The 23,965-nt window shown below is 65.0% G+C and carries 28 protein-coding genes; 11 read left to right on the forward strand and 17 right to left on the reverse strand.

What is annotated here, in order from left to right:
- Positions 1 to 12: 12 nt before the first annotated feature.
- The 3 genes from K5X80_RS00280 to K5X80_RS00290 all read right to left on the reverse strand — a co-directional run bounded on the left by K5X80_RS00280 (position 13) and on the right by K5X80_RS00290 (position 2,105).
- Positions 13 to 444 (reverse strand): PaaI family thioesterase, encoded by a 432-nt coding sequence (locus tag K5X80_RS00280; RefSeq protein ID WP_222558885.1) that lies wholly within the window; start codon positions 442 to 444, stop codon positions 13 to 15.
- A complete protein-coding gene (locus K5X80_RS00285) occupies positions 441 to 863 on the reverse strand; it encodes a RidA family protein (RefSeq protein WP_222558886.1) in 423 nt (140 codons plus the stop codon). Before K5X80_RS00285 ends, K5X80_RS00280 begins: the two co-directional genes overlap by 4 nt.
- Positions 864 to 1,013: 150 nt before the next feature.
- The gene (locus K5X80_RS00290) at positions 1,014 to 2,105 is read right to left on the reverse strand and encodes a helix-turn-helix transcriptional regulator (RefSeq protein ID WP_222558887.1); all 1,092 of its coding nucleotides are present in this window, start codon (positions 2,103 to 2,105) and stop codon (positions 1,014 to 1,016) included.
- A gap of 139 nt (positions 2,106 to 2,244) precedes the next feature.
- On the opposite strand from K5X80_RS00290, the gene K5X80_RS00295 reads away from it, so the two are divergent.
- The 5 genes from K5X80_RS00295 to K5X80_RS00315 all read left to right on the forward strand — a co-directional run bounded on the left by K5X80_RS00295 (position 2,245) and on the right by K5X80_RS00315 (position 6,446).
- Entirely contained in the window at positions 2,245 to 2,883 is a 639-nt protein-coding gene (locus K5X80_RS00295) for a nuclear transport factor 2 family protein (RefSeq protein ID WP_222558888.1), read from the forward strand.
- A gap of 78 nt (positions 2,884 to 2,961) precedes the next feature.
- Complete coding sequence (locus K5X80_RS00300; protein WP_222558889.1) at positions 2,962 to 4,032, forward strand: alkene reductase; 1,071 nt, start codon at positions 2,962 to 2,964, stop codon at positions 4,030 to 4,032.
- A gap of 29 nt (positions 4,033 to 4,061) precedes the next feature.
- Positions 4,062 to 4,853, forward strand: coding sequence for an SDR family NAD(P)-dependent oxidoreductase (locus tag K5X80_RS00305; RefSeq protein ID WP_222558890.1), 792 nt, complete (start codon positions 4,062 to 4,064; stop codon positions 4,851 to 4,853).
- 11 nt (positions 4,854 to 4,864) lie between these two features.
- Entirely contained in the window at positions 4,865 to 5,662 is a 798-nt protein-coding gene (locus tag K5X80_RS00310) for an SDR family NAD(P)-dependent oxidoreductase (protein ID WP_222558891.1), read from the forward strand.
- Between the two features lie 34 nt (positions 5,663 to 5,696).
- Positions 5,697 to 6,446, forward strand: a complete 750-nt coding sequence (locus tag K5X80_RS00315; protein WP_222558892.1) for an SDR family NAD(P)-dependent oxidoreductase — start codon at positions 5,697 to 5,699, stop codon at positions 6,444 to 6,446.
- Positions 6,447 to 6,611: 165 nt separating this feature from the next.
- On the opposite strand, the gene K5X80_RS00320 is transcribed toward K5X80_RS00315, so the two are convergent.
- Positions 6,612 to 8,855, reverse strand: coding sequence for an NADP-dependent malic enzyme (locus tag K5X80_RS00320; protein ID WP_502778447.1), 2,244 nt, complete (start codon positions 8,853 to 8,855; stop codon positions 6,612 to 6,614).
- 133 nt (positions 8,856 to 8,988) lie between these two features.
- Here K5X80_RS00320 and mutS point away from each other — a divergent pair, with 133 nt between their 5' ends.
- Positions 8,989 to 11,595 carry a DNA mismatch repair protein MutS gene (mutS, locus tag K5X80_RS00325; protein WP_261390579.1) on the forward strand — a complete coding sequence of 869 codons (2,607 nt, stop codon included), beginning with the start codon at positions 8,989 to 8,991 and terminating at the stop codon, positions 11,593 to 11,595.
- 27 nt (positions 11,596 to 11,622) lie between these two features.
- Here mutS and K5X80_RS00330 read toward each other — a convergent pair whose 3' ends face one another.
- The 4 genes from K5X80_RS00330 to gluQRS all read right to left on the reverse strand — a co-directional run bounded on the left by K5X80_RS00330 (position 11,623) and on the right by gluQRS (position 14,246).
- Complete coding sequence (locus K5X80_RS00330; protein ID WP_283249195.1) at positions 11,623 to 12,492, reverse strand: 3-hydroxyacyl-CoA dehydrogenase family protein; 870 nt, start codon at positions 12,490 to 12,492, stop codon at positions 11,623 to 11,625.
- A gap of 100 nt (positions 12,493 to 12,592) precedes the next feature.
- Entirely contained in the window at positions 12,593 to 13,162 is a 570-nt protein-coding gene (locus tag K5X80_RS00335) for a cob(I)yrinic acid a,c-diamide adenosyltransferase (RefSeq protein ID WP_222558895.1), read from the reverse strand.
- Positions 13,163 to 13,167: 5 nt separating this feature from the next.
- Complete coding sequence (locus K5X80_RS00340) at positions 13,168 to 13,401, reverse strand: HIG1 domain-containing protein (RefSeq protein WP_222558896.1); 234 nt, start codon at positions 13,399 to 13,401, stop codon at positions 13,168 to 13,170.
- The gene (gene gluQRS / locus K5X80_RS00345; protein ID WP_222558897.1) at positions 13,398 to 14,246 is read right to left on the reverse strand and encodes a tRNA glutamyl-Q(34) synthetase GluQRS; all 849 of its coding nucleotides are present in this window, start codon (positions 14,244 to 14,246) and stop codon (positions 13,398 to 13,400) included. The genes K5X80_RS00340 and gluQRS overlap by 4 nt, the downstream gene beginning before the upstream one ends.
- A 100-nt stretch (positions 14,247 to 14,346) precedes the next feature.
- On the opposite strand from gluQRS, the gene K5X80_RS00350 reads away from it, so the two are divergent.
- Positions 14,347 to 14,955, forward strand: a complete 609-nt coding sequence (locus K5X80_RS00350) for an HNH endonuclease (RefSeq protein WP_222558898.1) — start codon at positions 14,347 to 14,349, stop codon at positions 14,953 to 14,955.
- A gap of 28 nt (positions 14,956 to 14,983) precedes the next feature.
- On the opposite strand, the gene K5X80_RS00355 is transcribed toward K5X80_RS00350, so the two are convergent.
- From K5X80_RS00355 to dksA, 4 genes are all read right to left on the reverse strand, one after another.
- Entirely contained in the window at positions 14,984 to 15,376 is a 393-nt protein-coding gene (locus K5X80_RS00355) for a DUF4112 domain-containing protein (RefSeq protein WP_283249331.1), read from the reverse strand.
- 59 nt (positions 15,377 to 15,435) lie between these two features.
- Positions 15,436 to 16,914, reverse strand: a complete 1,479-nt coding sequence (locus tag K5X80_RS00360; RefSeq protein WP_222558900.1) for an ABC transporter substrate-binding protein — start codon at positions 16,912 to 16,914, stop codon at positions 15,436 to 15,438.
- A gap of 54 nt (positions 16,915 to 16,968) precedes the next feature.
- Entirely contained in the window at positions 16,969 to 17,343 is a 375-nt protein-coding gene (locus K5X80_RS00365; RefSeq protein WP_222558901.1) for a PilZ domain-containing protein, read from the reverse strand.
- A 123-nt stretch (positions 17,344 to 17,466) separates the two neighbouring features.
- Positions 17,467 to 17,925 (reverse strand): RNA polymerase-binding protein DksA, encoded by a 459-nt coding sequence (gene dksA, locus K5X80_RS00370; RefSeq protein WP_222558902.1) that lies wholly within the window; start codon positions 17,923 to 17,925, stop codon positions 17,467 to 17,469.
- Positions 17,926 to 18,212: 287 nt separating this feature from the next.
- Between dksA and K5X80_RS00375 the strand changes: the two genes are divergently transcribed.
- Positions 18,213 to 18,530 carry an SEL1-like repeat protein gene (locus K5X80_RS00375; protein ID WP_502778667.1) on the forward strand — a complete coding sequence of 106 codons (318 nt, stop codon included), beginning with the start codon at positions 18,213 to 18,215 and terminating at the stop codon, positions 18,528 to 18,530.
- Between the two features lie 23 nt (positions 18,531 to 18,553).
- Here K5X80_RS00375 and K5X80_RS00380 read toward each other — a convergent pair whose 3' ends face one another.
- Genes K5X80_RS00380 through K5X80_RS00400 form a run of 5 tightly spaced genes read right to left on the reverse strand, consistent with a single transcriptional unit; the run spans position 18,554 to position 21,749 of the window.
- Positions 18,554 to 19,693, reverse strand: coding sequence for a GNAT family N-acetyltransferase (locus tag K5X80_RS00380; protein WP_222558903.1), 1,140 nt, complete (start codon positions 19,691 to 19,693; stop codon positions 18,554 to 18,556).
- Positions 19,690 to 20,454: a glycerophosphodiester phosphodiesterase family protein gene (locus K5X80_RS00385; RefSeq protein WP_283249196.1), complete on the reverse strand. Its 765-nt coding sequence runs from the start codon at positions 20,452 to 20,454 to the stop codon at positions 19,690 to 19,692. The genes K5X80_RS00380 and K5X80_RS00385 overlap by 4 nt, the downstream gene beginning before the upstream one ends.
- Complete coding sequence (locus tag K5X80_RS00390) at positions 20,435 to 20,896, reverse strand: RidA family protein (protein WP_222558905.1); 462 nt, start codon at positions 20,894 to 20,896, stop codon at positions 20,435 to 20,437. The genes K5X80_RS00385 and K5X80_RS00390 overlap by 20 nt, the downstream gene beginning before the upstream one ends.
- Positions 20,893 to 21,519, reverse strand: a complete 627-nt coding sequence (locus tag K5X80_RS00395) for an HAD family hydrolase (RefSeq protein ID WP_222558906.1) — start codon at positions 21,517 to 21,519, stop codon at positions 20,893 to 20,895. Before K5X80_RS00395 ends, K5X80_RS00390 begins: the two co-directional genes overlap by 4 nt.
- Positions 21,516 to 21,749, reverse strand: a complete 234-nt coding sequence (locus tag K5X80_RS00400) for a DUF3572 family protein (protein WP_222558907.1) — start codon at positions 21,747 to 21,749, stop codon at positions 21,516 to 21,518. Before K5X80_RS00400 ends, K5X80_RS00395 begins: the two co-directional genes overlap by 4 nt.
- Before the next feature lie 142 nt (positions 21,750 to 21,891).
- Between K5X80_RS00400 and K5X80_RS00405 the strand changes: the two genes are divergently transcribed.
- From K5X80_RS00405 to spt, 3 genes are all read left to right on the forward strand, one after another.
- On the forward strand, positions 21,892 to 22,278 hold the full coding sequence (locus K5X80_RS00405; RefSeq protein WP_222558908.1) for a response regulator: 387 nt from the start codon (positions 21,892 to 21,894) through the stop codon (positions 22,276 to 22,278).
- A gap of 124 nt (positions 22,279 to 22,402) precedes the next feature.
- Complete coding sequence (locus K5X80_RS00410) at positions 22,403 to 22,645, forward strand: acyl carrier protein (protein ID WP_222558909.1); 243 nt, start codon at positions 22,403 to 22,405, stop codon at positions 22,643 to 22,645.
- A gap of 4 nt (positions 22,646 to 22,649) precedes the next feature.
- Positions 22,650 to 23,867, forward strand: coding sequence for a serine palmitoyltransferase (gene spt / locus K5X80_RS00415; protein WP_222558910.1), 1,218 nt, complete (start codon positions 22,650 to 22,652; stop codon positions 23,865 to 23,867).
- The last annotated feature ends 98 nt before the right edge of the window (positions 23,868 to 23,965 follow it).

Genomic DNA, 23,965 nt, shown 5'->3' on the forward strand with positions numbered 1-23,965 from the left:
CCCCCCAATGCCCTAGCGCGCCACGATGCTTTTGGTGATCCGGGCGAAGGAAACCTCCTTGCCGTCCACCCGTGCGACGACATCGGTCCACGCCATCGTCCGCCCGCGGCGCAGCACGCGCCCTTCCAGCACATAGTCCGCATCGCCCGGCATCGGCCGGACATGCTGGATGAAGATGTCGCTCGTCACCGGCAGTTCGCCTTCGGCCAGTTCCGTCACCAGCGCGACGAACGAGGGCAGTTCCACCAGGCTGTTCATCACCGAACCGTTGAGCGTGCCCCACGGGGTGAGCATTTCCGCGCGCGGGCGGAAGCGCATCACCGCATGGCTGCGCCGCACCGCTTCCAGCACCGGGTTGCACCACTTGCTGTATCCGCTGGTCAGAGCGGTATCGAGAAAGGCCCGCTGGCTTTCGGAAAGCTGGAAATCGCTGTCGGCCATCATGCCGTCTCCTGCCCCGGCCGGGGGGCGAATGCTTCCGCTTCCACTTCCATCAGCAGATCGGGCAGCAGCAATTCGGCCACGATCACGGCGGTGGAAGCGGGCGGGTTCTCGGCGAACAGCGCGTTCTTGACCGCCGCATAACCGCCATAGGCCGCCTTGTCGGTCAGATAGCAGCGCACGAGGACGATATCGGCCAGATCGGCCCCGGCGGCCTGCAATGCGGCCTCGATATTGGCGAAGCATTGCCGCGCCTGTTCCTGCGCATCGCCAATGCCGGCGACCTGCCCGTCCTTCAGCGCGACTTGCCCCGAAACCACGATCCTGTCGCCACAGCGCACCGCCTGGCTCATGCCGGGAAAGGCCATACCCGGCGGATTGCACCGCGCGATTGCCGCGCCTTTGCTGTGGCCTGCGCCCATTTACGATCCTCACCCATTGTATCGCCCGGCCGATTCCGCCCAGCGCTTTTACCGGCGCGCTTGTCCCGCGCTTTGCGTGGCGGCGCAACCGGATTCACGTGCTGCACAGTGTGTGGGCAAACCTGCACGGGTAGGCATACCCCGCCCCTGTCAGCCGGGCGCGGCATCCGCCAGAGGCAGCGGCTGCATGGGTGCCTCTTCCCGCATTCGCCACGCCCCGGGGGCATGGCCCGTCCACTGCCGGAACGCCCGGCTGAACGTGGTCGAATCGCTGAAACCCACGCGCTGCGCCACATCGCCGATGGCCAGCCCGCCATCGCCCAGCAGCGCCCGGGCCAGATCGACCCGGCAAGCGTTCTTGAGCGCGCCAAGCGTGAACCCTTCTTCCGCCAGCCGCCGCTTGAGCGTGGCCGGGCTGAGATGGAACTGGCGCGCGATGGCTTGCCCGGTGGGCAACGGTTCCCCGCGGGCCAGCGCGGAATGGAGCACCACCCGGACCTTTTCCGATAGCAGCGCCTCTTTCGAGATGATCTCCTCCAGATCGAAGGGGAAGCGTTCGAGCAGCCGTTCAAGCTCCGCCGGGGTGCGGATCACCGGCAGTTCGAGATAATGCGCGGGAAAGCGCAGGAAATTCTCCGCCGCGTTGTGGATCACCGGATGCAGCATCAGCACGGAGGCGCATGCACGGCTGACGAGTTGGGGATAGCGGAAGCCGACGGAAAGGATGCGGATATCCTCCCCGATCAGCCAGCCGAACAACCGGTGGTGGGTGGAAAGGCCGGTGAGATCGGAAACGTAGGCGCTGACATTGCGCCGGGTGCGGAACGTGGCCATGTGGAATTCGGCGACATCCCCCTTTTCCGCCAGTTCCAGCCGGCCCATGCGCGGGATCAGCATGGTCTGGAACGCGGTGGCGCGGGCGATCACGTCGCGCAGGGTGCGGCAGCTGATGAGGCACTGGCAGAACAGGTCGAATTCCTGCTTGGTCAGCGGCTCGCGCCCTTCCTGCCGCGCGGCATAGCCATCGAGCGCCCAGGCGGCTTCGGCATAGAGCGCGGAAAATTCCAGCCGCGACAGTTGCCCGGTCCAGCGCGGATCGAGCAAGGCCCGCGCCGGATGCGAGAGGCCCGCGCGCCGCACCAGCGCTTCCGCATCGCCGCCCGCCGCCACGACATAACCCAGCAGTTCACGCGCCACCGGGATGGAGGCCTGGCGCGGCGCAGGGATGGACAGGTGCTTCACCGTGTGATCTCGATTGCCATGGTCTTTGAGCTATCCTGCCATTCAAAGCGACCCCGCGCCAAGGAAAATTGGCGGCAGTACACGTTTGCGGACGGTTGATGCACAACCGCCCGCCGCTTTCACACATGGAGAGGGATTGATGAGCGCGAACGAAGACCTGTTACGGCGGATCGACCGGCTGGAATCGCTGGACGCGATCCGGCAGCTTGCCGCGAAATACTCGCTCGCGCTCGACATGCGCGATTCCGATGCCTGGGTGAACCTGTTCCCCGAGGATGTTCGCGTGGGCGGCGGCAAGAGCGGGCGCAAGGACCTGCGCGACTGGTTCGAGGAAACCCACTCGATGCAGTTCGACGGCACTTCGCACCACATCGGCGGACATATCATCGATTTCGACGACCCCGACCATGCGCAGGGCATCGTCTATTCGAAGAACGAGCATGAAACCGGCCCCGAATGGGTCATCATGCAGATGATGTACTTCGACAAATACGAACGGATCGACGGCCGCTGGTACTTCCGCCGCCGCCTGCCGCTCTACTGGTACGCGACCGATCTCAACAAGCCGCCGATCGGCGACCGCAAGATGCGCTGGCCGGGCGCGCAGCCCTATCACGGCAGTTTCCACGACCTGTTTCCGAGCTGGAAGGAATACTGGGAACGCGACAAGGCGGGGACCGGCAACGACAGCCCGGTGGCGGAGCCCGCTCCGCTCGAAAAGTTCATCGAGACGATGCGCCGCGGCCATCCGTTGCCCAAGCCGCGCGTCCGCACCTGAACCGTTACGAGGGGCAGGCGTCTGGCGGCGCCTGTCCCTGCCACCCAGCCCCGCCCGAACCTGCCGGAACCCCTTTGCATGAGCGATATCTTTTCCCCCGTCACGCTGGGCGATCTCCAGCTTGCCAACCGCATCATCATGGCCCCGATGACGCGCGACCGCGCCGGGCCGGGCGACGTGCCCACGCCGATCATGGCGGAATATTACCGCCAGCGCGCCGGCGCGGGTCTGATCGTCACCGAAGGCACCCAACCTTCACGCGCGGGCAAAGGCTATTGGCGCACCCCCGGCATCCATAGCGAGGAGCAGGTCGAAGGCTGGCGCGCGGTGGCCGATGCCGTCCACGGCGAAGGCGGCAAGATCGTGCTGCAGATCATGCATGTCGGCCGCGCCGCCGTGCAGGCCAACAAGGATGCCGATGCTGAGACCGTGGCGCCTTCGGCCATCCCCTGCCCAGATCCGATTCCCGGCCCGACCGGCGTTCCCGAAGCCACCGCCATGCCGCGCGCGCTGGAAACCGATGAAATTCCCGGCGTGATCGCCGAATATGTGCAAGCCGCCGAAAACGCGCGCCGCGCCGGGATCGACGGGGTCGAACTGCATTGCGCCAGCGGTTACCTTCCGATGCAGTTCCTGTCCTCCAACAGCAACCAGCGCACCGACCGGTATGGCGGCTCGGCTGAAAACCGCGTTCGCTTCGCGGTCGAAACGCTGAAAGCCATGGCCGATGCCATCGGTCCGGGCCGGGTCGGCTTCCGCATCTGCCCCGGCATCGGACTCAACGGCATGGCCGATGCCGACCCGGCGGAAACCTATGCCGCGCTGCTCAAGGCGGTCGATGGGCTGGGCCTGGCCTATGTCCACCTGATCCATATCCCGAACGAAGGGTTCGATTCGCTCGAACTGGTCCGCGCCAACTGGTCCGGGCCGGTGATCGAGAACAACGGGCTCACGCTGGACAAAGCGAAGGCGGTGCTGGCCGAAGGCAAGGCCGATGCGGTGTCGTTCGGTTACCTGTTCGTCGGCAATCCCGATCTGGTCGACCGCTTCCGCGACGGCGCGCCGCTCGCAAAGGCGGATCGCAAGGGGTTCTACACCGGCGAAGGCGACGACAATCGCGGTTACACCGATTATCCGAATTACAAGTAATATTCATTCAAATCAAAGAGGTGCTTGAAATGAGCAAGATTCTCGAAGGGCGCGCGGCGCTCGTCACCGGCGGCGGACAAGGCGTTGGCCAGGGCATCGCCCGGGCTCTCGCGGCGGCTGGCGCCAATGTCGTGATCGCCCAGCGCAGCGCGGAACAGGGCGAGGAAGAAGCCGCCTACCTGCGCGATACGCACGGGGTGGATGCCACGTTCATCCAGACCGACGTGACCAAACGCGAACAGGTCGATGCACTGGTGAACGCCACCATCGAACGCTTCGGCAAGCTGGAAGTGTTGGTCAACAACGCGGGCAGCAGCGTCGCCAAGCGGCTGGAAAACCATACCGACAAGGATATGGACCTCTATTTCAAGCTGAACTTCTACTCCGCGTTCTGGGCGATGCAGGCCGCATTCCCGACGATGAAAGCGCAGAAGTTCGGCCGTATCATCAATCTCGGTTCGCTGAACGGCGTCAATGCGCACATGTTCACCGTGGCCTACAATTCCAGCAAGGAAGCGGTCCGCGCGCTGACCCGCACCGCCGCGGTCGAATGGGGCGTGCATGGCATCACCTGCAACACCATCTGTCCTTCGGCTACCAGCCCGCTGGCGGAGGAATACTTCGCGGCCAACCCGGTGATGGCGGAAAACATCCTCAAGAACGTGCCCGTGGGCCGCTTCGGCAATGCCGAGCGCGACATCGGCCCGGTGGCCGTGTTCCTCGCCAGCGAAGGCAGCGGATACTACACCGGCAACACGCTGTTCGTTGACGGCGGCGGCCATATCAACGGCGTGCCGTGGCGTCCCGAAGTGGAAGATTGAGGAGCGAGCCCATGAAACGTCTCGAAGGATTGCGCGCAGCCGTCACCGGCGGCGCCCAGGGCATCGGCGCCGCCATCGCCCGCCGCCTGGCGGAAGAAGGCGCACGGGTGGCCGTGCTCGACATCAACGCGGAAGGGGCGGCCACCGTGCTGCCCGCGCCGCACATCGCCCTCGCCTGCGATGTCACCGACAGCGCCTCGGTCGACAGGGCCTTTGCCGAAATCCAGGCCGCGTTCGGCGGGCTGGATGTGCTGGTGAACAACGCCGGGGTCGGCTCCGCCCCGGGCGACGGGATGGACAAATACTATGCCGCGCAGGCCGAACAGGCCGAAGGCAAGCAGGTGTTCGCCGACCAGACGATCCATTGCGAGGATGCAGGCTGGCTGCGCGTGCTCGACATCACGCTGAACGGCGCATTCCGGTGCAGCCGCGCGGCGGTGCGCCTGATGGCGGAAGGCGGCAACGGCGGTTCGATCGTCAACATCGCATCCACCGCCGCCGAAAAGGGCAACGGGCCGGTGCCCTATTGCACCGCCAAGGCGGGCATTCTCGGCATGACCCGCGCCATGGCGCGCGAACTCGCTCCGCGCGGCATCCGCGTCAACGCGGTGCACCCGGGCGCGACCGAAACCCCGATCTACATCGGCCTGCCCGAAGAAGTGAAGCAGGCCGTCGCCGACGACAGCCTCCTGCGCCGCCTGGCGCAGCCGGAAGAAGTGGCGGGCGCGGTGGCTTTCCTCGCCGGTTCGGACGGCAGCTTCGCCACCGGCAGCACGCTTACGGTCAACGGCGGCGCATCGCTCACCTGAGCGGCGCCCCGCTTCCTTTCTGGAGAGGACACCAATGGATCTGAATGGAAAAGTCGCCATCGTCACCGGCGGCGCGCGCGGGATCGCCAAGGGCATCGCCACGGCTTTCGTCAAGGCCGGGGCCAGTGTGCTGATCGTCGACCGCGAAGAGGAACTGGGCAAGGAAACCGCCGCCGAACTGGGCCAGTATGGCAAAGTCGCCTTCATGGCGATGGACCTGTCGCAGCATGACCGGCTCCACCTGATCGTGGAAAAAGCCGTGGCCGAATTCGGCAAGCTCGATACGCTGGTCAACGCGGCGCAGGCGTCAGCACAGAAAATGTTCGCCCAGCAGACCCGCGAGGAAGCGAATGTCGCTTTCGACACCGGGTTCTGGCCGACTTATCACCTGATGCAGGCAGCCTATCCGCATCTCAAGGAAACCAAAGGCTCGATCATCAATTTCGGTAGCGGTTCCGGCCTTTCAGGCATGGTCACGCAGGCCAGCTATGCCGCCGCCAAGGAAGCGATCCGCGCGCTGTCCAAAGTCGCCACCAACGAATGGGGCAAGGACGGTATCCGCGTGAACGTGATCTGCCCCTATGCGATGACCCCGGGCGTCGAAGCCTGGTCGAAGGCCGCGCCGGAGCAATATGCCGCCAGTCTGGCGCAGGTTCCGCTGAAGCGGATCGGCGATCCCGAAGCCGATATCGGCGCCGCCGCCGTGTTCCTGGCGAGCGATGCCGCCAGCTACATCACCGGGCAGACGCTGATGGTCGACGGCGGGCAGACCCGCGCCAGCTAAGAGGCATCCACTTATCCAGCCGTCACCCTGAACTCGTTTCAGGGTCCATCTCTCCGGATCGGAAAACCGTGTGTGGGGAGAAATGGATGCTGAACCAAGTTCAGCATGACGAAGGTGGATGAAAGGGGGCGAGCAGGTTCAATCCTGTGCACGCCCCCTCGTCGGTCAGCCCACCACCCCGGCAGCGGCCAGCACGGCCAATTGCAGGATATCGGGCGCGATGGAGGTCATCGGAACGATCTGCACCGGCTTTTCCATGCCGATCAGCATCGGGCCGATGGTGGCGTTGCCGCCCAGTTCGCGCAGCAGCTTGGCCGAAACGTTGGCCGATTGCAGGCCCGGCATGATCAGCACATTGGCCCGCTGCGACAGGCGGCTGAACGGATAGTTCGCCATGACGCGCGGGTTGAGCGCGGCATCGGGGGCCATTTCGCCTTCGTATTCGAAGCCCGGATTTTCGGCATCGAGAATCGCCACCGCATCGCGGATCGGCTCCAGCCATTTGCCCGAAGGATTGCCGAAAGTGGAGAAGCTGAGAAAGGCCACACGCGGTTCGTGGCCCAGCCGGCGGGCCACAGCGGCGGTTTCCTTGGCGATATGCGCCAGTTCCTCTGCCGTCGGGCGTTCGTTGATCGTCGTATCGGCGAGGAATACGGTGTAGTCCTTGCCGATCATCAGATGGATGCCGAACGGCACCTGGCCCGGCTTGTGATCGAGCACCAGCTGCACTTCGCGCATGGTCTGGGCGAAGGGGCGCGTCAGCCCCGTGATCAGCGCATCCGCATGGCCCAGCGCGACCAGCAGAGCGCCGAAGACGTTGCGATCCTGATTGACCGTGCGACGCACGTCACGCTCGCGATAGCCCCGGCGCTGTAGCCGTTTGTAGAGATAATCGACCATTTCCGGCACGTGGATCGAATGGGCGGAATTCTCGATCTCGTAGCTCTGCGGATCGTCCACGCCCAGTTCGGCCAGTTTGTCGAGCACGGCCTGCGTGCGGCCGACCAGCACCGGCGTGCCATAGCCGAAATCACGGAACTGGATCGCCGCGCGCAGGACGATTTCCTCCTCCGCTTCGGCGAAGACCACCCGCTTCGGATTGCGTTTCAGTTCCTCGAACACCTGGGTCAGCACGCTCGTCGTCGGGTTGAGCCGTTCCTTGAGGGTCTGGCGATAGGCGTCGAAATCCTCGATTGGGCTCTGCGCCACGCCCGAATCCATCGCCGCCTTGGCCACGGCGGAAGAAACCCGTTCGATCAGACGCGGATCGAACGGCGCGGGAATGATGTATTCCACGCCAAACTGGTGGTTCCGGCCATAAGCGGCGGCCACTTCTTCCGGCACGCGTTCGCGCGCCAGCGCGGCAATCGCTTCGGCGGCGGCGATCTTCATTTCCTCGTTGATCGCGGTCGCCTGCACATCCAGCGCACCGCGGAAAATGAACGGGAAACCCAGCACGTTGTTCACCTGGTTCGGATAGTCCGAACGGCCGGTGGCGACGATAGCATCGGGGCGCACTTCCCGCGCTTCGGGCGGGGTGATTTCCGGATCGGGATTGGCCATGGCGAAAATGATCGGCCTGGGGGCCATGGTCTTGACCATCTCCTGCGTCACCGCGCCTTTCGCGGAGAGGCCGAGGAAGATATCGGCGCCTTTCAGCGCTTCGGCCAGCGTGCGGACATCGGTTTCGATCGCGTGGGCCGATTTGAACTGGTCGACATTCTCACGCCCGCGATAGATCACGCCCTTGGTGTCGCAGACGGTGACGTTCTCGTGGCGCACGCCCATCGACTTGATCAGCGCGGTGCAGGCGAGCGCCGAAGCGCCCGCGCCGTTGACCACGACTTTCACATCCTCGAACTTGCGGCCCGTCAGGTAGCAGGCGTTGATCAGGCCGGCGGCGGCAATGATGGCGGTGCCGTGTTGATCGTCATGCATGACGGGGATGTTCATCCGATCACGCAGGGCCTGCTCGATAATGAAGCATTCGGGCGCCTTGATATCTTCAAGGTTGATGCCACCGAAGCTCGGCTCCATCATCGCGATCGCTTCGATCAGCGCCTGCGGATCGGTGGAATCCAGCTCGATATCGATGGAATCGACATCGGCGAAACGCTTGAACAGGACTGCCTTGCCTTCCATCACCGGCTTCGACGCCAGCGCGCCCAGATTGCCGAGGCCGAGAATAGCCGTACCGTTGGAAATCACCGCCACGAGATTGCTGCGCGCGGTGTACTTGGCGGCCAGTGCCGGATCGCGGGCGATCGCTTCCACCGGTGCGGCGACGCCCGGCGAATAGGCCAGGCTCAGATCGCGCTGGGTGGCCATCGGCTTCGACGCCACGATCTCGATCTTACCGGGGCGGATGGTTTCGTGGTAGAAAAGCGCCTCGCGCTCAGAAAAACTCACTTTGTTCCCGTCACCGGACAAGGGCAGTCTCCTTTTCGTTACAGTCGCGATAACCGGTGAAGAGCAAAAGCGATAGGGGAAAGCTGCGTTCGGGCGCTTCCCGAATCGCATCGTGGCCCGCTACCGCATAATCATGGCCGCAACCGCTTCCCCGATGATGGCGCAATACCTCGTTCTGAAGGAACGGGCGGGCGATTGCCTGCTGTTCTACCGGATGGGCGACTTCTTCGAACTGTTCTTCGACGATGCCAAACTGGCTGCGCAAATCCTCGATATCGCGCTGACCAGCCGGGGCGAACACGATGGCAAGCCGATCCCGATGTGCGGGGTGCCGGTGCATGCGGCGGAAAACTACCTTGCCCGGCTGATAAAGGGCGGATGCCGCGTGGCCATCGCCGAACAGATCGAAACGCCCGAGGAAGCGAAGAAACGCGGCGGATCGAAAGCGCTGGTGGCGCGCGATATCGTGCGCTTCGTCACCGCCGGGACGCTGACGGAAGAAGCGCTGCTCGAACCGCGCCGGGCCAATGTCCTCGCCGCAACGTGCGAAGTGCGCGGAATGATCGGAATCGCCGCCTGCGACATCTCCACCGGGCGGATGGAACTGGAAGAATGCCCGCCCGAACGCAGGGGCGCCGCGCTCGCCCGGCTGGGCGCGAGCGAACTGGTCGGCCCGGATGGCTGGGAACAGGCGCCCGACGGGATCATTCCCCGCCCCCGCAGCCATTTTGCCAGCGACGAAGGCGATGCCCGGCTGAAAGCGATCCACGGCGTTGCCACGCTGGATGGGTTCGGCCAGTTTTCGCGGGCGATGCTGGCGGCGGCGGGCGGGCTGATCGCCTATCTCGATCATGTCGGCTGCGGCAAGCTGCCGCTGCTGCTGCCCCCCGTGGTGCGCGCGGGCGACGCGCGGCTGGCGATGGACGAAGCGACGCGCGGCAGCCTCGAAATCCTCGAAGCGCAGCAGGGTGGGCGCAAGGGCAGCCTGATCGCGGCGGTGGACCGCTGCGTGACCGGCGCGGGCGCGCGCCTGCTGGCGGACGATCTTGCCTCCCCGCTCACCGATGCCCGTGCGATCGAGGAACGGCTGGGCATGGTCCAGTGGCTGCATGACGATCCGCTGCTGCGCGGCGATCTGCGCGCCGTATTGCGCGCGCTGCCCGATGTCGGCCGGGCGCTGGGCCGTGTGGTCGCCGGGCGCGGCAGCCCCCGCGATCTGGGCCAGATCCGCGATGGCCTTGCCGAAGCCAGGCGTATCCGCGATCATCTCGACGGGCGCGAAGGCCTGCCCGCGCTGGCGGCCGCGCTACTGCCTGCTCTGGGCGGCCATGGGGCCCTGGTCGATCTCTATGCGCAGGCGCTGGTCCCCGCCCCGCCGACGGAACGCAATCAGGGCGGTTTCATCGCCGAAGGATACGATGCCTCGCTCGACGAGCTGCGCCGCGCCTCAGGCAATTCGCGCCGGGCGATTGCCGCGCTGGAAGCCAAATATCGCGACGAAACCGGCATTGCCGCGCTGAAAATCAAGCATAACGGCGTGCTCGGCTACTTCATCGAAGTGCCCGCCAAGCATGCCGATGCGCTGATGGCGCCCGACAGCGGCTTCACCCACCGGCAGACCATGGCGGGGGCGGTGCGGTTCAATTCGCTGGTGCTGCATGAGGAAGCGACCCGGATCGCCGAAGCGGGCGGCCGTGCGCTGGCGCTGGAGGAAGCGCATTTCGAACAGTTGATCGCCCGTGCAGTGGAGGATCGCCACGCCATCGCCGCCACCGCCGAAGCTCTCGCCCGGATCGATGTCGCCGCCGGACTGGCCGAACGCGCGGCGGAGGGCGGCTGGTGCCGCCCGGATATCGTGGAAGAGCGCAGCCTTGCCATCGAAGGCGGCCGCCATCCGGTGGTGGAAGATGCCTTGACGATCAGCGGCGAGCGCTTCGTCGCCAACGATTGCGTGCTCGCCCCGCAGGATCGGCTGTGGCTGATCGGCGGCCCGAACATGGGCGGTAAATCGACGTTCCTGCGCCAGAACGCATTGATCGTGCTGCTGGCGCAGGCTGGCAGCTACGTCCCCGCCACCCGCGCCACTATCGGTCTGGTCGACCGGCTGTTCAGCCGGGTCGGCGCGTCGGACAACCTCGCACGCGGGCGTTCCACCTTCATGGTCGAAATGGTCGAAACGGCGGCCATTCTGGCGCAGGCGACCGAACGCAGCTTCGTCATCCTCGATGAAGTGGGGCGTGGCACCTCCACGTATGACGGGCTGGCGCTCGCCTGGGCGGTGGTGGAAGCGGTGCACGAAACGACGCGCTGCCGCTGTCTCTTCGCCACGCATTACCACGAACTCGCGCGGCTGGCCGAAAGCTGCGACGCGCTTTCGCTCCACCATGTCCGTGCGCGCGAATGGAAAGGCGATCTGGTGCTGCTGCACGAGTTGGCAGAAGGCCCGGCAGACCGCTCCTACGGCCTCGCCGTGGCGCGGCTGGCGGGCATCCCCGCCCCGGTGATCGCCCGCGCCAAGACCGTGCTCGACCGGCTGGAAAAGGGGCGCGCGGAAACCGGCGGGCTGGCTGCGGGACTGGGCGAATTGCCGCTGTTCGCCGCTGCCGCGCAGGCACAAGCCGAACAGAGCGACACTTTGCGGGAAAAGCTGCAGGATCTCGATATCGACGCGCTATCCCCGCGCGAGGCGCTCGACCTGCTGTATGATCTCAAGCGCGAGGCCGGGGCCGGCGATATCTGACCCCGGCACCCACGCCTCCGCCGTTCCTCACATCGTGGGGACGGGTTCGCTCCCCGAATAATCATAGAAGCCGCGCCCGCTCTTGCGGCCGAGCCAGCCCGCTTCGACATATTTGCGCAGGATCGGCGCCGGGCGATACTTCGGATCGCCAGTGCTGTCCTGCAGGACCTTGACGATTTCGAGGCAGGTATCGAGCCCGATGAAATCGGCCAGTTCCAGCGGCCCCATCGGATGGCTGAGGCCGAGCTTGCACCCCTTGTCGATATCGGCGACGCCCGCCGTGCCGGTGCCCAGCACAAATGCCGCTTCGTTCAGCATCGGCACGAGAATGCGGTTGACGATGAAGCCGGGTTCATCCTGCGACTGGACCACCGTCTTGCCGATGGCCTGCGCGAATGCCCGCACTTTGTCGAGCGTTGCGGGCGCGGTGGCGAGGCCGGGAATGATTTCCACCAGTTGCATCACCGGCACCGGGTTGAAGAAGTGCACCCCGATGAACCGCGCCGGGTCCGGGCTGGCGGCGGCCATGCGGGTGATCGGGATCGAGCTGGTGTTGCTGGCGAGAATCGCCCCTTCGCCCAGCACTTCACCCACGGCGGCGAAAATCTTGCGCTTGATATCCTCCCGCTCGGTCGCCGCTTCGATAATCATGTCGGCAGCGGCCATCGGCGCATAGTCCGCGCTGGGGGTGATCCGCGCCAGCGCCGCGTCGGCATCGGCGGCGGTGATCTTTTCCTTGTCCACCTGGCGGGCAAGCTGCTTGGCGATGTTCGCCTTCGCCTTTTCGGCAATGGCGATATCGACATCGCACAGCACCACATCCAGCCCGGCCTGGGCGCATGTCTGGGCAATGCCCGTGCCCATCAGCCCCGCACCGATCACCCCGATTGTCTTCATCCGTCTCATCCCTCGCAAACGCAGTCCTATGCGTGCCTAGCGGGCATGGCAGGGGTTGGCTAGAGGATGATGGCGTGCGCCCGGGAGCGCCCCGAGCCGGTCAGCGGTTCGCGCCCGGCACCCACAGCACATCGCCCGTGGCCGCGGCGTTGATCGCGCGCGAAAGGACGAAGAGATAGTCCGACAGGCGATTGACGTAGGCCAGCGCCGCCGGATTGACCGGCTCCTGCGCCGCCAGTGCCGTCATGCAGCGTTCCGCCCGCCGCGCCACGGCGCGGGCGAGATGGATACGCGCCGCCGCTTCGCTGCCGCCGGGCAGAATGAAACTGCGCAGCGGTTCCAGATCCGCGTTTGCCGCGTCGATCGCCTGTTCGAGCCAGGCCACCTGTCCCGGCACGATGCGCAGCACCATTTCCGATGGGGTGAAGTCCTCCCCCGGCGTGGCGATATCGGCACCCAGATCGAACAGATCGTTCTGGATGCGGGTCAGCGTCGCGGCGTGGCCATCTGCGCCCAGCGCGCAGACGGCAAGGCCGATGGCGCTGTTCGCTTCATCCACGGTGCCGATCGCTTCCATCCGCGCGGCATGCTTCGCCACGCGCGAACCGTCGACCAGACCGGTCGTGCCCGCATCACCCGTGCGGGTGTAGATCTTGTTGAGCTTGACCACGGAAATCAGCGCGCGATGGCGAGGATCAGCGCCACAACGACAATCGCCAGCGCCTGATACTTCACGCGGGCGAACATCATCTGGTTTTGCCGCAACTGCATCGGCGAAGCTTCCGTGCTGTTCGGATCGCGGTCGACCTCTTCCCGGGCGCTTTGCAGGAAAGCCACGACACCGCGCACCAGCGACACCACGACCATGATCAGCAGGACGATCAGCAGCGGAATGAGGATATAGTTCATGACACAGAACTTACGCTTTCGCTGAGCGAAATACCAGCGGGGAAGTCATGCCCGCGCAAGGCCTCCGCCAGGGCAAGGCCATCCTCCCCCGCCCGCCGTCTGTCCGCCAGCGAGGGCGAGCCGCGCCGCTTGGCCAGCTTGCGGCCGTCTTCCTCCACCAGCAGCGGGTGATGGTGCCAGCGCGGCACCGGCAGATCGAGCAGGGCCTGCAACAGGCGGTGGATATGCGTGGCGGCGAACAGGTCCATGCCCCGCGTCACCAGCGCGATCCCGTCCGCCGCGTCGTCCAGCGTTGCCGCCAGATGATAGCTGGCGGGCGCTTCCTTGCGCAGGATCACCACATCGCCGAACAGATCGGGCCGGGCCATCTGCATACCTGCGCGCGCATCATCCCATGTCAGAGGCCCAGCCAGCGCCATCGCCCGGGCCATATCCAGCCGCCAGGCGATGTCCTCCGTAGCGGAATCGGGCGGATTGCGGCGGCAGGTGCCGGGATAGACCGGCCCATCCGGCCCCATCGCCGTGGCCGCAGCGGCGATTTCCGCCCGGGTACAGCGGCAGGGATAGAGCAGGCCCATGGCCCTGAGCCGATCGCCCGCCGCGGCATAGGCGACCAGGCGGTGCGACTGGGTGATGTCTTCATCCCAATCCAGCCCCAGCCAGCGCAAATCGGCGCGGAAGGCATCGGCCAGTTCGGGGCGGGAGCGGACCCCGTCGATATCTTCGATCCGCAGCAGGAACGCACCGCCGCCCGCCCGCGCCAGATCGTGCGCGACAATCGCCGCATAAGCATGGCCGAGATGGAGCGGCCCGTTGGGGCTGGGAGCAAAACGCGTGCGGATCATCCGCTTATCCGGTAAAATAGTCTGTGGATTGGCGGTGTGTCACAGACTTGACGCCTTTTGCTGCAAATGCTCCCTTCGACGGCATCGGGGAGGACATCCTATGTTCAAGGCCGAACTGATCGAGCGGGTTGCCCACTTCCGCAGCGCGGATGACGATCCCCTGCGCGATCCGGCCCATTGCCCCGCGCTCGTGCTCAATGCCGACTATACGCCGCTGTCCTACTACCCCCTCAGCCTGTGGCCGTGGCAGACGGCGGTGAAAGCGGTGTTTCTCGAACGCGTGGACATTGTCGCCAATTATGAGCGCGAGGTCCATTCCCCCTCCCTCGACATGAAGATCCCGTCGGTGATCGCGCTGCGGCAATTTGTCAAACCCAGCGAATTTCCCGCTTTTACCCGTTTCAATGTCTTCCTGCGCGACAAGTTTTCCTGCCAGTATTGCGGCACGCCCAAGCATCTGACTTTCGACCATGTGATCCCGCGCCGCCTGGGCGGGCGCACGACATGGGAAAACGTCGCCACGGCCTGTGCCCCCTGCAATCTGCGCAAGGGCGGACGGACGCCCGAACAGGCCAACATGCCGCTGCTGACTCTGCCGATCCGCCCGACAAGCTGGCACTTGCAGGAGCGCGGCCGCGCGTTTCCGCCCAATTATCTGCACGAAACCTGGCGCGACTGGTTGTACTGGGATGTCGAACTGGAAGCCTGACCCCGGCACCTATCCGGCATGCCACGGTTCAGCCGTCGATGATCTTGCTCGCCGGGTGGTGCTTGTCGAGATGTTTCCGGACGATCCGCAGATTGCGCGAATTGGAGCGAAACAGGAAGTCGAACACATCGCCCGCCACCGGAATGGCGCCCAGCGCGGTATCCACCGCGACATTGCCCGCCATGCGCCATAGCTGCCATTTCGACATGCCGAGATTGCGCGCTTCCCACACGATATAGGCGCCCATCGCCGCGGCAATGACATCGCCCGCCACCGGAACCAGCCCGATAATCGCGTCCAGTCCCACCGGGCGGTTGAGACCGGGCACGACGAAGCTGCGCTCCATCACTTTTTCCATCGCTTCCAGCCGCTGGCGAACGGCATCGGGATGGCTGCCGAGCGGAAGCCCGGCACCCGCCATGCGCGTGGGACGAACAGCACTGACAGCTTCGGGTTGCCGCATCGCGATCTCCTTCGCGCTTATCTGGGAACGAGCGCCAGCGCCGACAAGGGATGGACTCCCCAGATATTCGGTTCGAACCCTTCCACGTTCCCACGCACCAGCGACCAGCGCAAAGGCACGCCGAACGGAATATAGACGTTGGCCGCCATCAATTCGGCTTCCGCTTCGGCCAGCAGCGCCGAAACGCTGCCGACATCGGGCGCGGAAAGCGATTCCGCCACGCGTGCATCGGCCTCGGGCGAACACAGCCCCGTTTTCAGCCTGCAATTGAACTGGTTGAGATACCAGCTTGCCCCGGCATAGCGCGCTTCTTCATCGATCAGCACCAGATCGGCCTTGGCGGGCGCCCGCACCCGCCATGCAGTGATCCCGGCGGCGGCAAGATCGGCGCGCAGGCTTTCGAACACCGTATCCGCCCCCGGCCCCTCGGGAATGGCGATCGACAGCCGCGCCGGCTGATCGCCATTTTCGGCCCGCCACGCCCGCACTCTCCGCGCCGCTTCGGCCTGCCGCTGGTCCATGGACATAGTGGTCCAGCGTTCGCCGACAATACCCAGATCGCGCGGCGTGCCCGGCGCGACCATCCGCGTGGTCGCCTGCCAGCCGCTGACATTGAACGGAGCGATCAGCTTGTCACGGTCGATCGCCATGGCCAGCGCTTCCCGCCGCGACGGTTCGGCGAGAAACCCTTCGTCCGAAACGACCCGCAGGCCGAACAACCCGGCCACCCGGTCCATCCGCACCGTGCCGCGCGACAGCGGGCCGGTATCGACCAGGGGCAGATATTCGATCCGCCCGCCCAGCACCACGTCGACATCGCCATCGTTGAACAGGGCGATGGCCTTGCGGGCGGGAAAGGCCCGCACTTCAAGTTCGCGCACATTGTCCAGCCACCCTTCGATGGCGGGCAATCCGCGCCGTTCCGGCGGAACCGGGATAAGCCGGGCGATATCGCCCTTGCGTTCGACCCGCAGAAGCCCGCTGCCCTTGCCCCCTCGAATCAGGCCGAGTTCGGGCTGGGCCAGCAATTGCAGCAGATCGGGCATCGGGGAAGACAGGCGGATTTCGACCACTCTCCCAGCCATCGCGCGCACTTCGGAAATGCCCGCAAGATCGAGGCCCAGCGCGGTCCCGCGCAGTTCGCGCAGGGCCCGGCGCAAGGCATCGCGCACGCTTTCCCCGGTCAGTTCGGCGCCATCGGGCCACGTTCCTTCGCGCATGCGGAAAATGTAGCTTTTGCCGTCGTCGGTCACGATCCAGCGGTCGGCCAGCGCGGGCGCGACCTGCCCTGCCCCATCGAATCCGACCAGCCCGCCCGCCGTCGCGCTGCGCAGTTCCTGCGCCGCATCGGGCAACGGCAGAGCCTTGGCATACATGTCTTCCGGCGTGCCGATCAGCACCATGTCCAGCGTGCCGTCATCGCCGACCCAGCCGCACGCCGAAACGGTCAATGCCAGCCCGAAAACCAAGGAAAAATGGATGCGACGCAAGGCCATGCCTACGGTCTAGCAGCAAGCCGCAGCCCGGTCAGCGGCAAAGCGCGCTGCCGATCAAATTTTGCGAAGCGCGCCCGGGGATGTGCTGAAGACGCTCCGCGAATGCGCGCGGATATAGGCGGGTTCCGGATCGTCGCCCCGCCCCGCCACCGGCTGGCGCACCAGCTTGGGGTCCACTTCCTCGGCGAAAGCGATGCCGAAACGGTCGTCCTGCACCCAGGCCACCGTTCCCGGAACCCAGCCGACATTGCGCAATTCCACTTTGACCAGCGCCCCCCGGCGAACACGCACCGGCCCTTCGGCCATCATGCCCCCGGCGGAGAGATTGCGGACTTTGATCCGGTGTTGCTGCGCTTCGCCTTCAAGCTGCAGAAGAGCGAGAAGGAAAAGGCTGTCGCGAGGCGTTTGGCGGGTGTCGACGTTGCTCATCGGTCCTGTCAACGATCAAGGGTTGCATAGTCCGCCACTGACGCGGGCCGGTGAGCGGATACGACTAGATAACAGCAAACGAACATTCGACCGAGCGGTTTTGCGAAAGCGTCCCGAAATCGTTCAATCGTCGCGCGAAACCTTTTCCCGGCGCTCGTGCGCTTCCTGCGCTTCCACAGTCATCGTCGCGATCGGGCGCGCGGCCAAACGGCGGATGCCGATGGGGTCGCCGGTCACTTCGCAATAGCCGTATTCGCCCTCGTCAATCCGGCGCAGCGCCGAATCGATCTTGGCGATCAGCTTGCGCTGCCGGTCGCGCGTGCGCAGTTCGATGCCCCAGTCGGTTTCGCTCGACGCGCGATCGTTGAGATCGGGTTCGCGCAGCGGCCCATCCTGAAGCGATTGCAATGTACCGGCCGAGGCCGAGAGAATCAGCTTCTTCCATTCCAGCAGCAGGCGCTGGAAATAATCCTGCTGCGCTTCGGACATGTATTCTTCATCTTCGCCGGGGGTGTAATCCCCACCGATTGCACGCCGCGCCTTGGCCAGAATATCGATATCGTCACTCAGAACCGTCGCCATAGGACCTCCGCCCGTCATCAATGCTCATTTCCGACCTGCATGCCCCGGGTGTTCCCGGTGGCGCGACCTTTCGGTCGAGGGCGCCTATAAGGATGCGCCAAATCCTGCACAAGCACCATTCACCCACCCGCTTTATCCCACGCGGATTAAGCGCAGCCGAACGAGGCACCCTTTTCCCGCTCATGCGCCAAGCCTTTTTATGCTTAACGGTTTGTTGACCATCGCAAGGCATATTTCCCGGCGGCGAAAAGGAAAATTCGCCGCATTCGGGGGATTGATCGATGACAATGGCACACCACGCTTTCACCGCCGCGTCCGCGGGGACGATACGGCCCGACCTGCTGATCGCGGCGAGCCTCGCCATGGCGGAAAGCGGCGACGCGGCAGGATATTTCGATCTGGGCATGACTTTTTCGAGCGGCAGCCACGGCACGCCAGTCGATCTGATCGAAGCGCACAAATGGTTCAACATCGCCGCCGCGCGCGGGCATGAAGAAGCAGCCTGGTGCCGCGCCGATCTGGCCGAGGAGATGAGCCCGCGCGAAATCGCCGAAGCCCAGCGCCGCGCCCGTCATTGGCTGGCCACGCAACGCCGCGCAGCCTGAGCCCGATCTTGCCCGGCAGCGGCCTATCCCTTGCGAAACGGGGTATGCTGGCCGAGGTAAAGCTGGTCCTGCGCGATTCCTTCGCGTTCCCGCTCCAGGAAATCGGCCACCGCCTGGCGGAACCCGGCATTGGCGATCCAATGAGCGGACCATGTCCGCACCGGTTCGTAACCCCGGGCCAGCTTGTGCCCGCCCTGCGCGCCCGCTTCCACCCGGCCGAGACCCAGCCTGATCGCCGCGTCGATGGCCTGATAATAACACAGTTCGAAATGCAGGAACGGCTTGTCGCGCGTGCAGCCCCAATAGCGGCCGTATAGCGCATCCGGGCCGATGAAATTGAGCGCGCCAGCAATCGGTTCCGCGCCATCATAAGCCAGAACCAGCAGAATCCGGTCGGCCATGCGTTCCCCCAGCAGCGTGAACGCTTCCCGCGTCAGATAGGGCGTGCCCCATTTGCGCGCGCCGGTATCCTGATAGAATTCCCAGAACGCATCCCAATGCCGCGGTTCGATGGCATCGCCCTGCAACTGGCGGATCGTCACCCCTGCCTGGGCGGCGGCACGTTCCTTGCGCAGCGCCTTACGCTTACGCGAGGCGAGATCGTCGAGGAAATCGTCGAACCCGGCATAGCCGCGATTGGTCCAGTGAAACTGGATATCGCTGCGCGGCAACCACCCCGCCTGTTCGAACAGCGGCAGTTGCGCCGGTTCGATGAAGGTGGCGTGGGCGGAGGAGAAGCCCTGTTGCAGGCAGAGCGATTCCGCCGCGCGCAGCAGCGGCCGGGCGAGACTGCCGTCCGACAGCAGCAGGCGCGGGCCCGTGGCCGGGGTGAACGGCGCGGCGATCTGCAATTTGGGATAATAGTCGTGCCCGGTGCGATGCCAGGCATCGGCCCAGCTATGATCGAACACATATTCGCCCTGGCTGTGCCCCTTGAGATAGGCGGGCATCGCCGCCAGCAGGCGCCCGTCCAGGCTTTCGATCCCGATGGGCACCGGGGTCCAGCCCGTGCCCGGCCCGACGCTGCCCGAATCTTCCAGCGCGGTCAGGAAAGCATGGCTGATGAACGGATTGCCCGGCCCCGCCAGCGCATCCCAGCTGGCGGCGTCGATCGCCCCGACCGCCGCGAACACCCGAGCCGCCAGAGGATCGCTCTCGCTCACCCCAGACCGCCCCCTTCCGCGATCGGCGCATCGGCGTATTGTGCGGCGCGCGCGGCCAGTTCCGGGCTGCGCACCGTCCAGGTCAGCACCGGCAACCCGCGCTTGCGCTGCGCTTCGGGGAAGCTGCTGGGCAGATCGCGAATGTCATAGGCGAGGAAATCGGGCCGCGCATGCCACAGCGCCAGATAACGGCGGCCTCGCCCGCTCAGTGTGCGGGCGTTTTCCTCCGTCACCACCAGCCCGCGCACGGTGTGCGGCGAATATCTGGCGAACCAGCGCGAAACGCGCGGATCGAAGCTCATCACCGCATGCTGCCCGGTATAGCCTTCCAACGCACGCCGCACGGCAAGGCACAGGGCGAACACCCGCTTGTCCCGGCGCGATTTTACTTCGATCAGGATCGGCACCTGTCCGCGCACCTGCCGTAGCACCGCCGCGAGCGATGGGATCGTGTCTTCGCCGCCTTTGAGCCGGATCGCACCCAGTTGCGCGGCGGATCGTTCACTCACGGCGCCGCTGGCATCGGTCAACCGGTCCAGTTCCCAATCGTGGAACACCACCGCCTGCCCATCGCCGCTGCGCTGGACATCGCATTCTACCCCCAGCCCCCGGGCAATCGCCCCGGCAAAGGCGGTAGGCGAATTTTCGGGTACGCGATCGCCATGCAGGCCGCGATGGGCATAGCCCTGCTGTGTCAACCAGCGGACTTTTTCGGCAGACGGTGCCGGCGCCCGCCAGCGATCAATCGCCGCGAACAGCAACGATCGCGTCCACCTCGACCGCCGCGCCCAGCGGGAGAACCGGCACCCCCACCGCGCTGCGGGCGTGTTTCCCCGCATCGCCGAACACCTGCGCCATCAGTTCCGAGGCGCCGTTGGCGATTTTCGGCTGATCGGTGAAATCGCCGGTGGAGCTGACGAACGCGCCCAGTTTCACCACCCGTTCCACCCGGTCGAGCGAACCGAGCGCCGCCTTGAGCTGCGCCAGGATCATCAGACCGCAGGCCCGCGCGGCGGCCGCGCCCTGTTCGAGCGCGACATCCTCGCCCAGACGGCCGGTGACGAGTTGCCCGTCGATGAAAGGCAATTGCCCCGAAACGTGTGCCATGCCGCCATGGACAACCACGGGGACATAGGCCGCCACCGGCGCGGCGGGTTCGGGCAGGACGATGCCGAGTTCGGCGAGTTTGCTTTCGATGCTCATAGCGCCGGTCCATGCAATTTTTCGCGCAGCCATGGCAAGGCCTCATCCCACCGGTCGATCCGGGCATGGGCATGGCCCTGCTGGAAAGCGCAGGGCAGGTGCGGCGCCACCAGCGGTTCTCCGATCAGATGCAGGCGCGCCACATCCGGCACGATTTCCGCCGCCGATTCGATATGCTGGGCCAGATCGTCGATGAATACGGTGCGATTCGGGCGGTATTCCTCGATGATCGCGCGCAGTGCCGGGCCTTTCGGTCCCTGATTGGTGAACACGCGGATATCGAGACCCAACGTGGCCAACTGGCGCACACGCGCTTCGCGGCGGTGATCGGAAAGATTGGTCAAAATCACCACGTCAGCATCGGCCGCCAAGGCCTCCAGCGCTTCCAGAGCGCCGGGAATCGGTGTCTGGCGATGCATTTCGGTGTCGAAGAATCCGTCGAGCAGTTCCCACATCCGCGCGATTTCCACCTGGCCGCCATCGCGATAGCGCATGGCATGGTGGAAATCGCGGCCATCGAGATGGAACGCGATCTCGTGCGCTTCTTCCAGCCAGTCGCGGAAATGCACCATCATATGCAGCAGCACTTCATCGCAGTCGGAAATCAGCAGGGGGCGGCTCATCGTGACAACTCCATCGCGGCCCGGACAAGGCGTTCGGGCGGGATCTCCAGCGCATCGGCGGCGGCGACCAGATCGGGTTCGTGCGCGGCGAGATAATCCATCACCGCACCGAGCACCGCCGAATCGGTCAGCCCGGCGCGCAGGCCATCGGGCGTCAGCCCGGTCAGCGCAAGCAGGCGCATGGCGCGGTCCTCGTCCGCCAGTATCCAGCCGAGCGCGGCCAGCGCCAACGCCTGGGGATCGGCCTGAACACCCGAATGCGGGGGTTGATCACGGTAAATAATTTGTCACCGCCTTTCTCGGCTTCTAAGATCGGGGCGGATGTACCCGGTTCAAGACCGGATGAGAACCGATGAGCACAGGGGCTGAAGAATGAAGCGGATTCTGGTGGTCGAGGACAACGATCTCAACCGGAAGCTGTTTTGCGATGTCCTCGTCGCCAACGGCTTTTCGGTGGAACCGGTGGCCGATGGCGAAAACGCGCTGGGTCGCGCGGCGGATTTCGTGCCCAATCTCATCATCATGGACATCCAGTTGCCCAATATCTCCGGGCTCGATCTCATTTCCGATATCAAGCGCGATGCCAAGCTGCGCAACACCCCGGTTCTGGCCGTCACCGCCTATGCCGGGAAAGGGGATGAAGAACGCATCCGCGAAGCGGGCGCGGAAGGATATCTGGCCAAACCGGTCTCCATCGGGCCGTTCATGGCCGCGGTGCGCACCCTGCTGGAAGGGCGCCTGCAGGACGCCACCGCTTGACAATCGCCGCCCGCGCCCCTTTTGCGCCGCAATTGTCTGATTTCTAGCCAAGCCATCGTGCCGCCCTTTATCGTTCGTCGAAACCCGGCTGCGCCAGCGGGTACGATGCATCAGGAGTTTCCATATGGACCGTGCCCAAGTTGACGAACGTATCCGCGGCTTGATCGCCCCCTTCAACAAGAAGGGCGTAACTATCGCCGATGCCACCACTTTCGCGGGCGATCTCGAATTCGACAGCCTGACGGTGATGGATTTCGTCGCCGCGATCGAGGATGAATTCGACATCATCATCAGCATGAACCAGCAGGCCGAAATCGAGAATTACGGCCAGTTGGTCAATGCCGTGTGCAAGCTCAAGGGCGATTGAGAGCATGACCGACGCCGTCAGCAAGACCGACCTGTTCAGCAAGTTCGACCCGCTGATCCAGCAGCGTGAGGCGCTGCTCGCCAGCGGGCTCGAAGATCCGTTCAATCTGGTGATGGAGAAAGTGCTCTCCCCCACGCGGGCGATCTGCAACGGGCGCGATACGATCCTGCTCGGCACCTACAACTATATGGGCATGACGTTCGACCCCGACGTGATCCGCGCGGGCAAGGATGCGCTGGAGAATTTCGGCGCCGGCACCACCGGCAGCCGGGTGCTCAACGGCACCTATCAGGGCCACCGCGAGGTGGAGGAGGCGCTGAAGGATTTCTACGCCATGGATCATGCCATGGTGTTCTCCACCGGCTATCAGGCCAATCTCGGGATCATTTCCACCATCGCGGGCAAGGACGATTACATCGTCCTCGATATCGACAGCCACGCTTCGATCTGGGATGGCTGCGCGCTGGGCAATGCGCAGGTCGTGCCGTTCAAGCACAACGATATCGATGCGATGGAAAAGCGCCTGCGCCGCATTCCCGAAGGCGCGGGCAAGCTGGTCGTGCTCGAAGGGGTCTATTCGATGCTGGGCGATATCGCCCCGCTGAAGGAGATGATCGCCGTCGCCAAGAAGTACGATGCCATGGTGCTGGTCGACGAAGCGCACTCGATGGGCTTCATCGGGCCCAACGGGCGCGGCGTGGCCGAAGAACAGGGCGTGCTCGATCAGGTCGATTTCGTGATCGGCACCTTTTCGAAAAGCGTCGGCACGGTCGGCGGGTTCTGCGTCTCGAACCACCCGAAATTCGAAATCATGCGGCTGGTTTGCCGCCCTTACGTCTTCACCGCCAGCCTGCCGCCGAGCGTGGTCGCCACCGCCGCCACCTCGATCCGCAGCCTCATGCACGCCGGGAACAAGCGCGCCCACCTGTGGGAAAATTCGCGCACGCTGCACGCCGGGCTGAAAGCGCTGGGCTTCGAAATCGGCACCGAAGCGCCGCAAAGCGCGATCATCGCCGTTATCATGCCCGATCTCGAACGCGGCGCGGCGATGTGGGAAGCGCTGCTGCACGAAGGGCTCTACGTCAATCTGGCCCGCCCCCCGGCAACCCCCGCCAACATGACTCTGCTGCGCTGTTCGCTCTGTGCCGAACATTCGGCCGATCAGGTGCAGGCGATTCTCGGCATGTTCGAACGCGCGGGCAAAGCGGTGGGGATTATCTGATTCCGCGATAATGTCTCTCAGGCGGCCGCCGTTCCGGCCTGCCGCCTGAGGTCATGCCTCGATAATGGGATCGAGCGCCCGGGGCTTTCGCGCTGCGA

This window comes from Caenibius sp. WL (assembly GCF_019803445.1).
In the GTDB taxonomy this organism is placed as follows: domain Bacteria; phylum Pseudomonadota; class Alphaproteobacteria; order Sphingomonadales; family Sphingomonadaceae; genus Caenibius.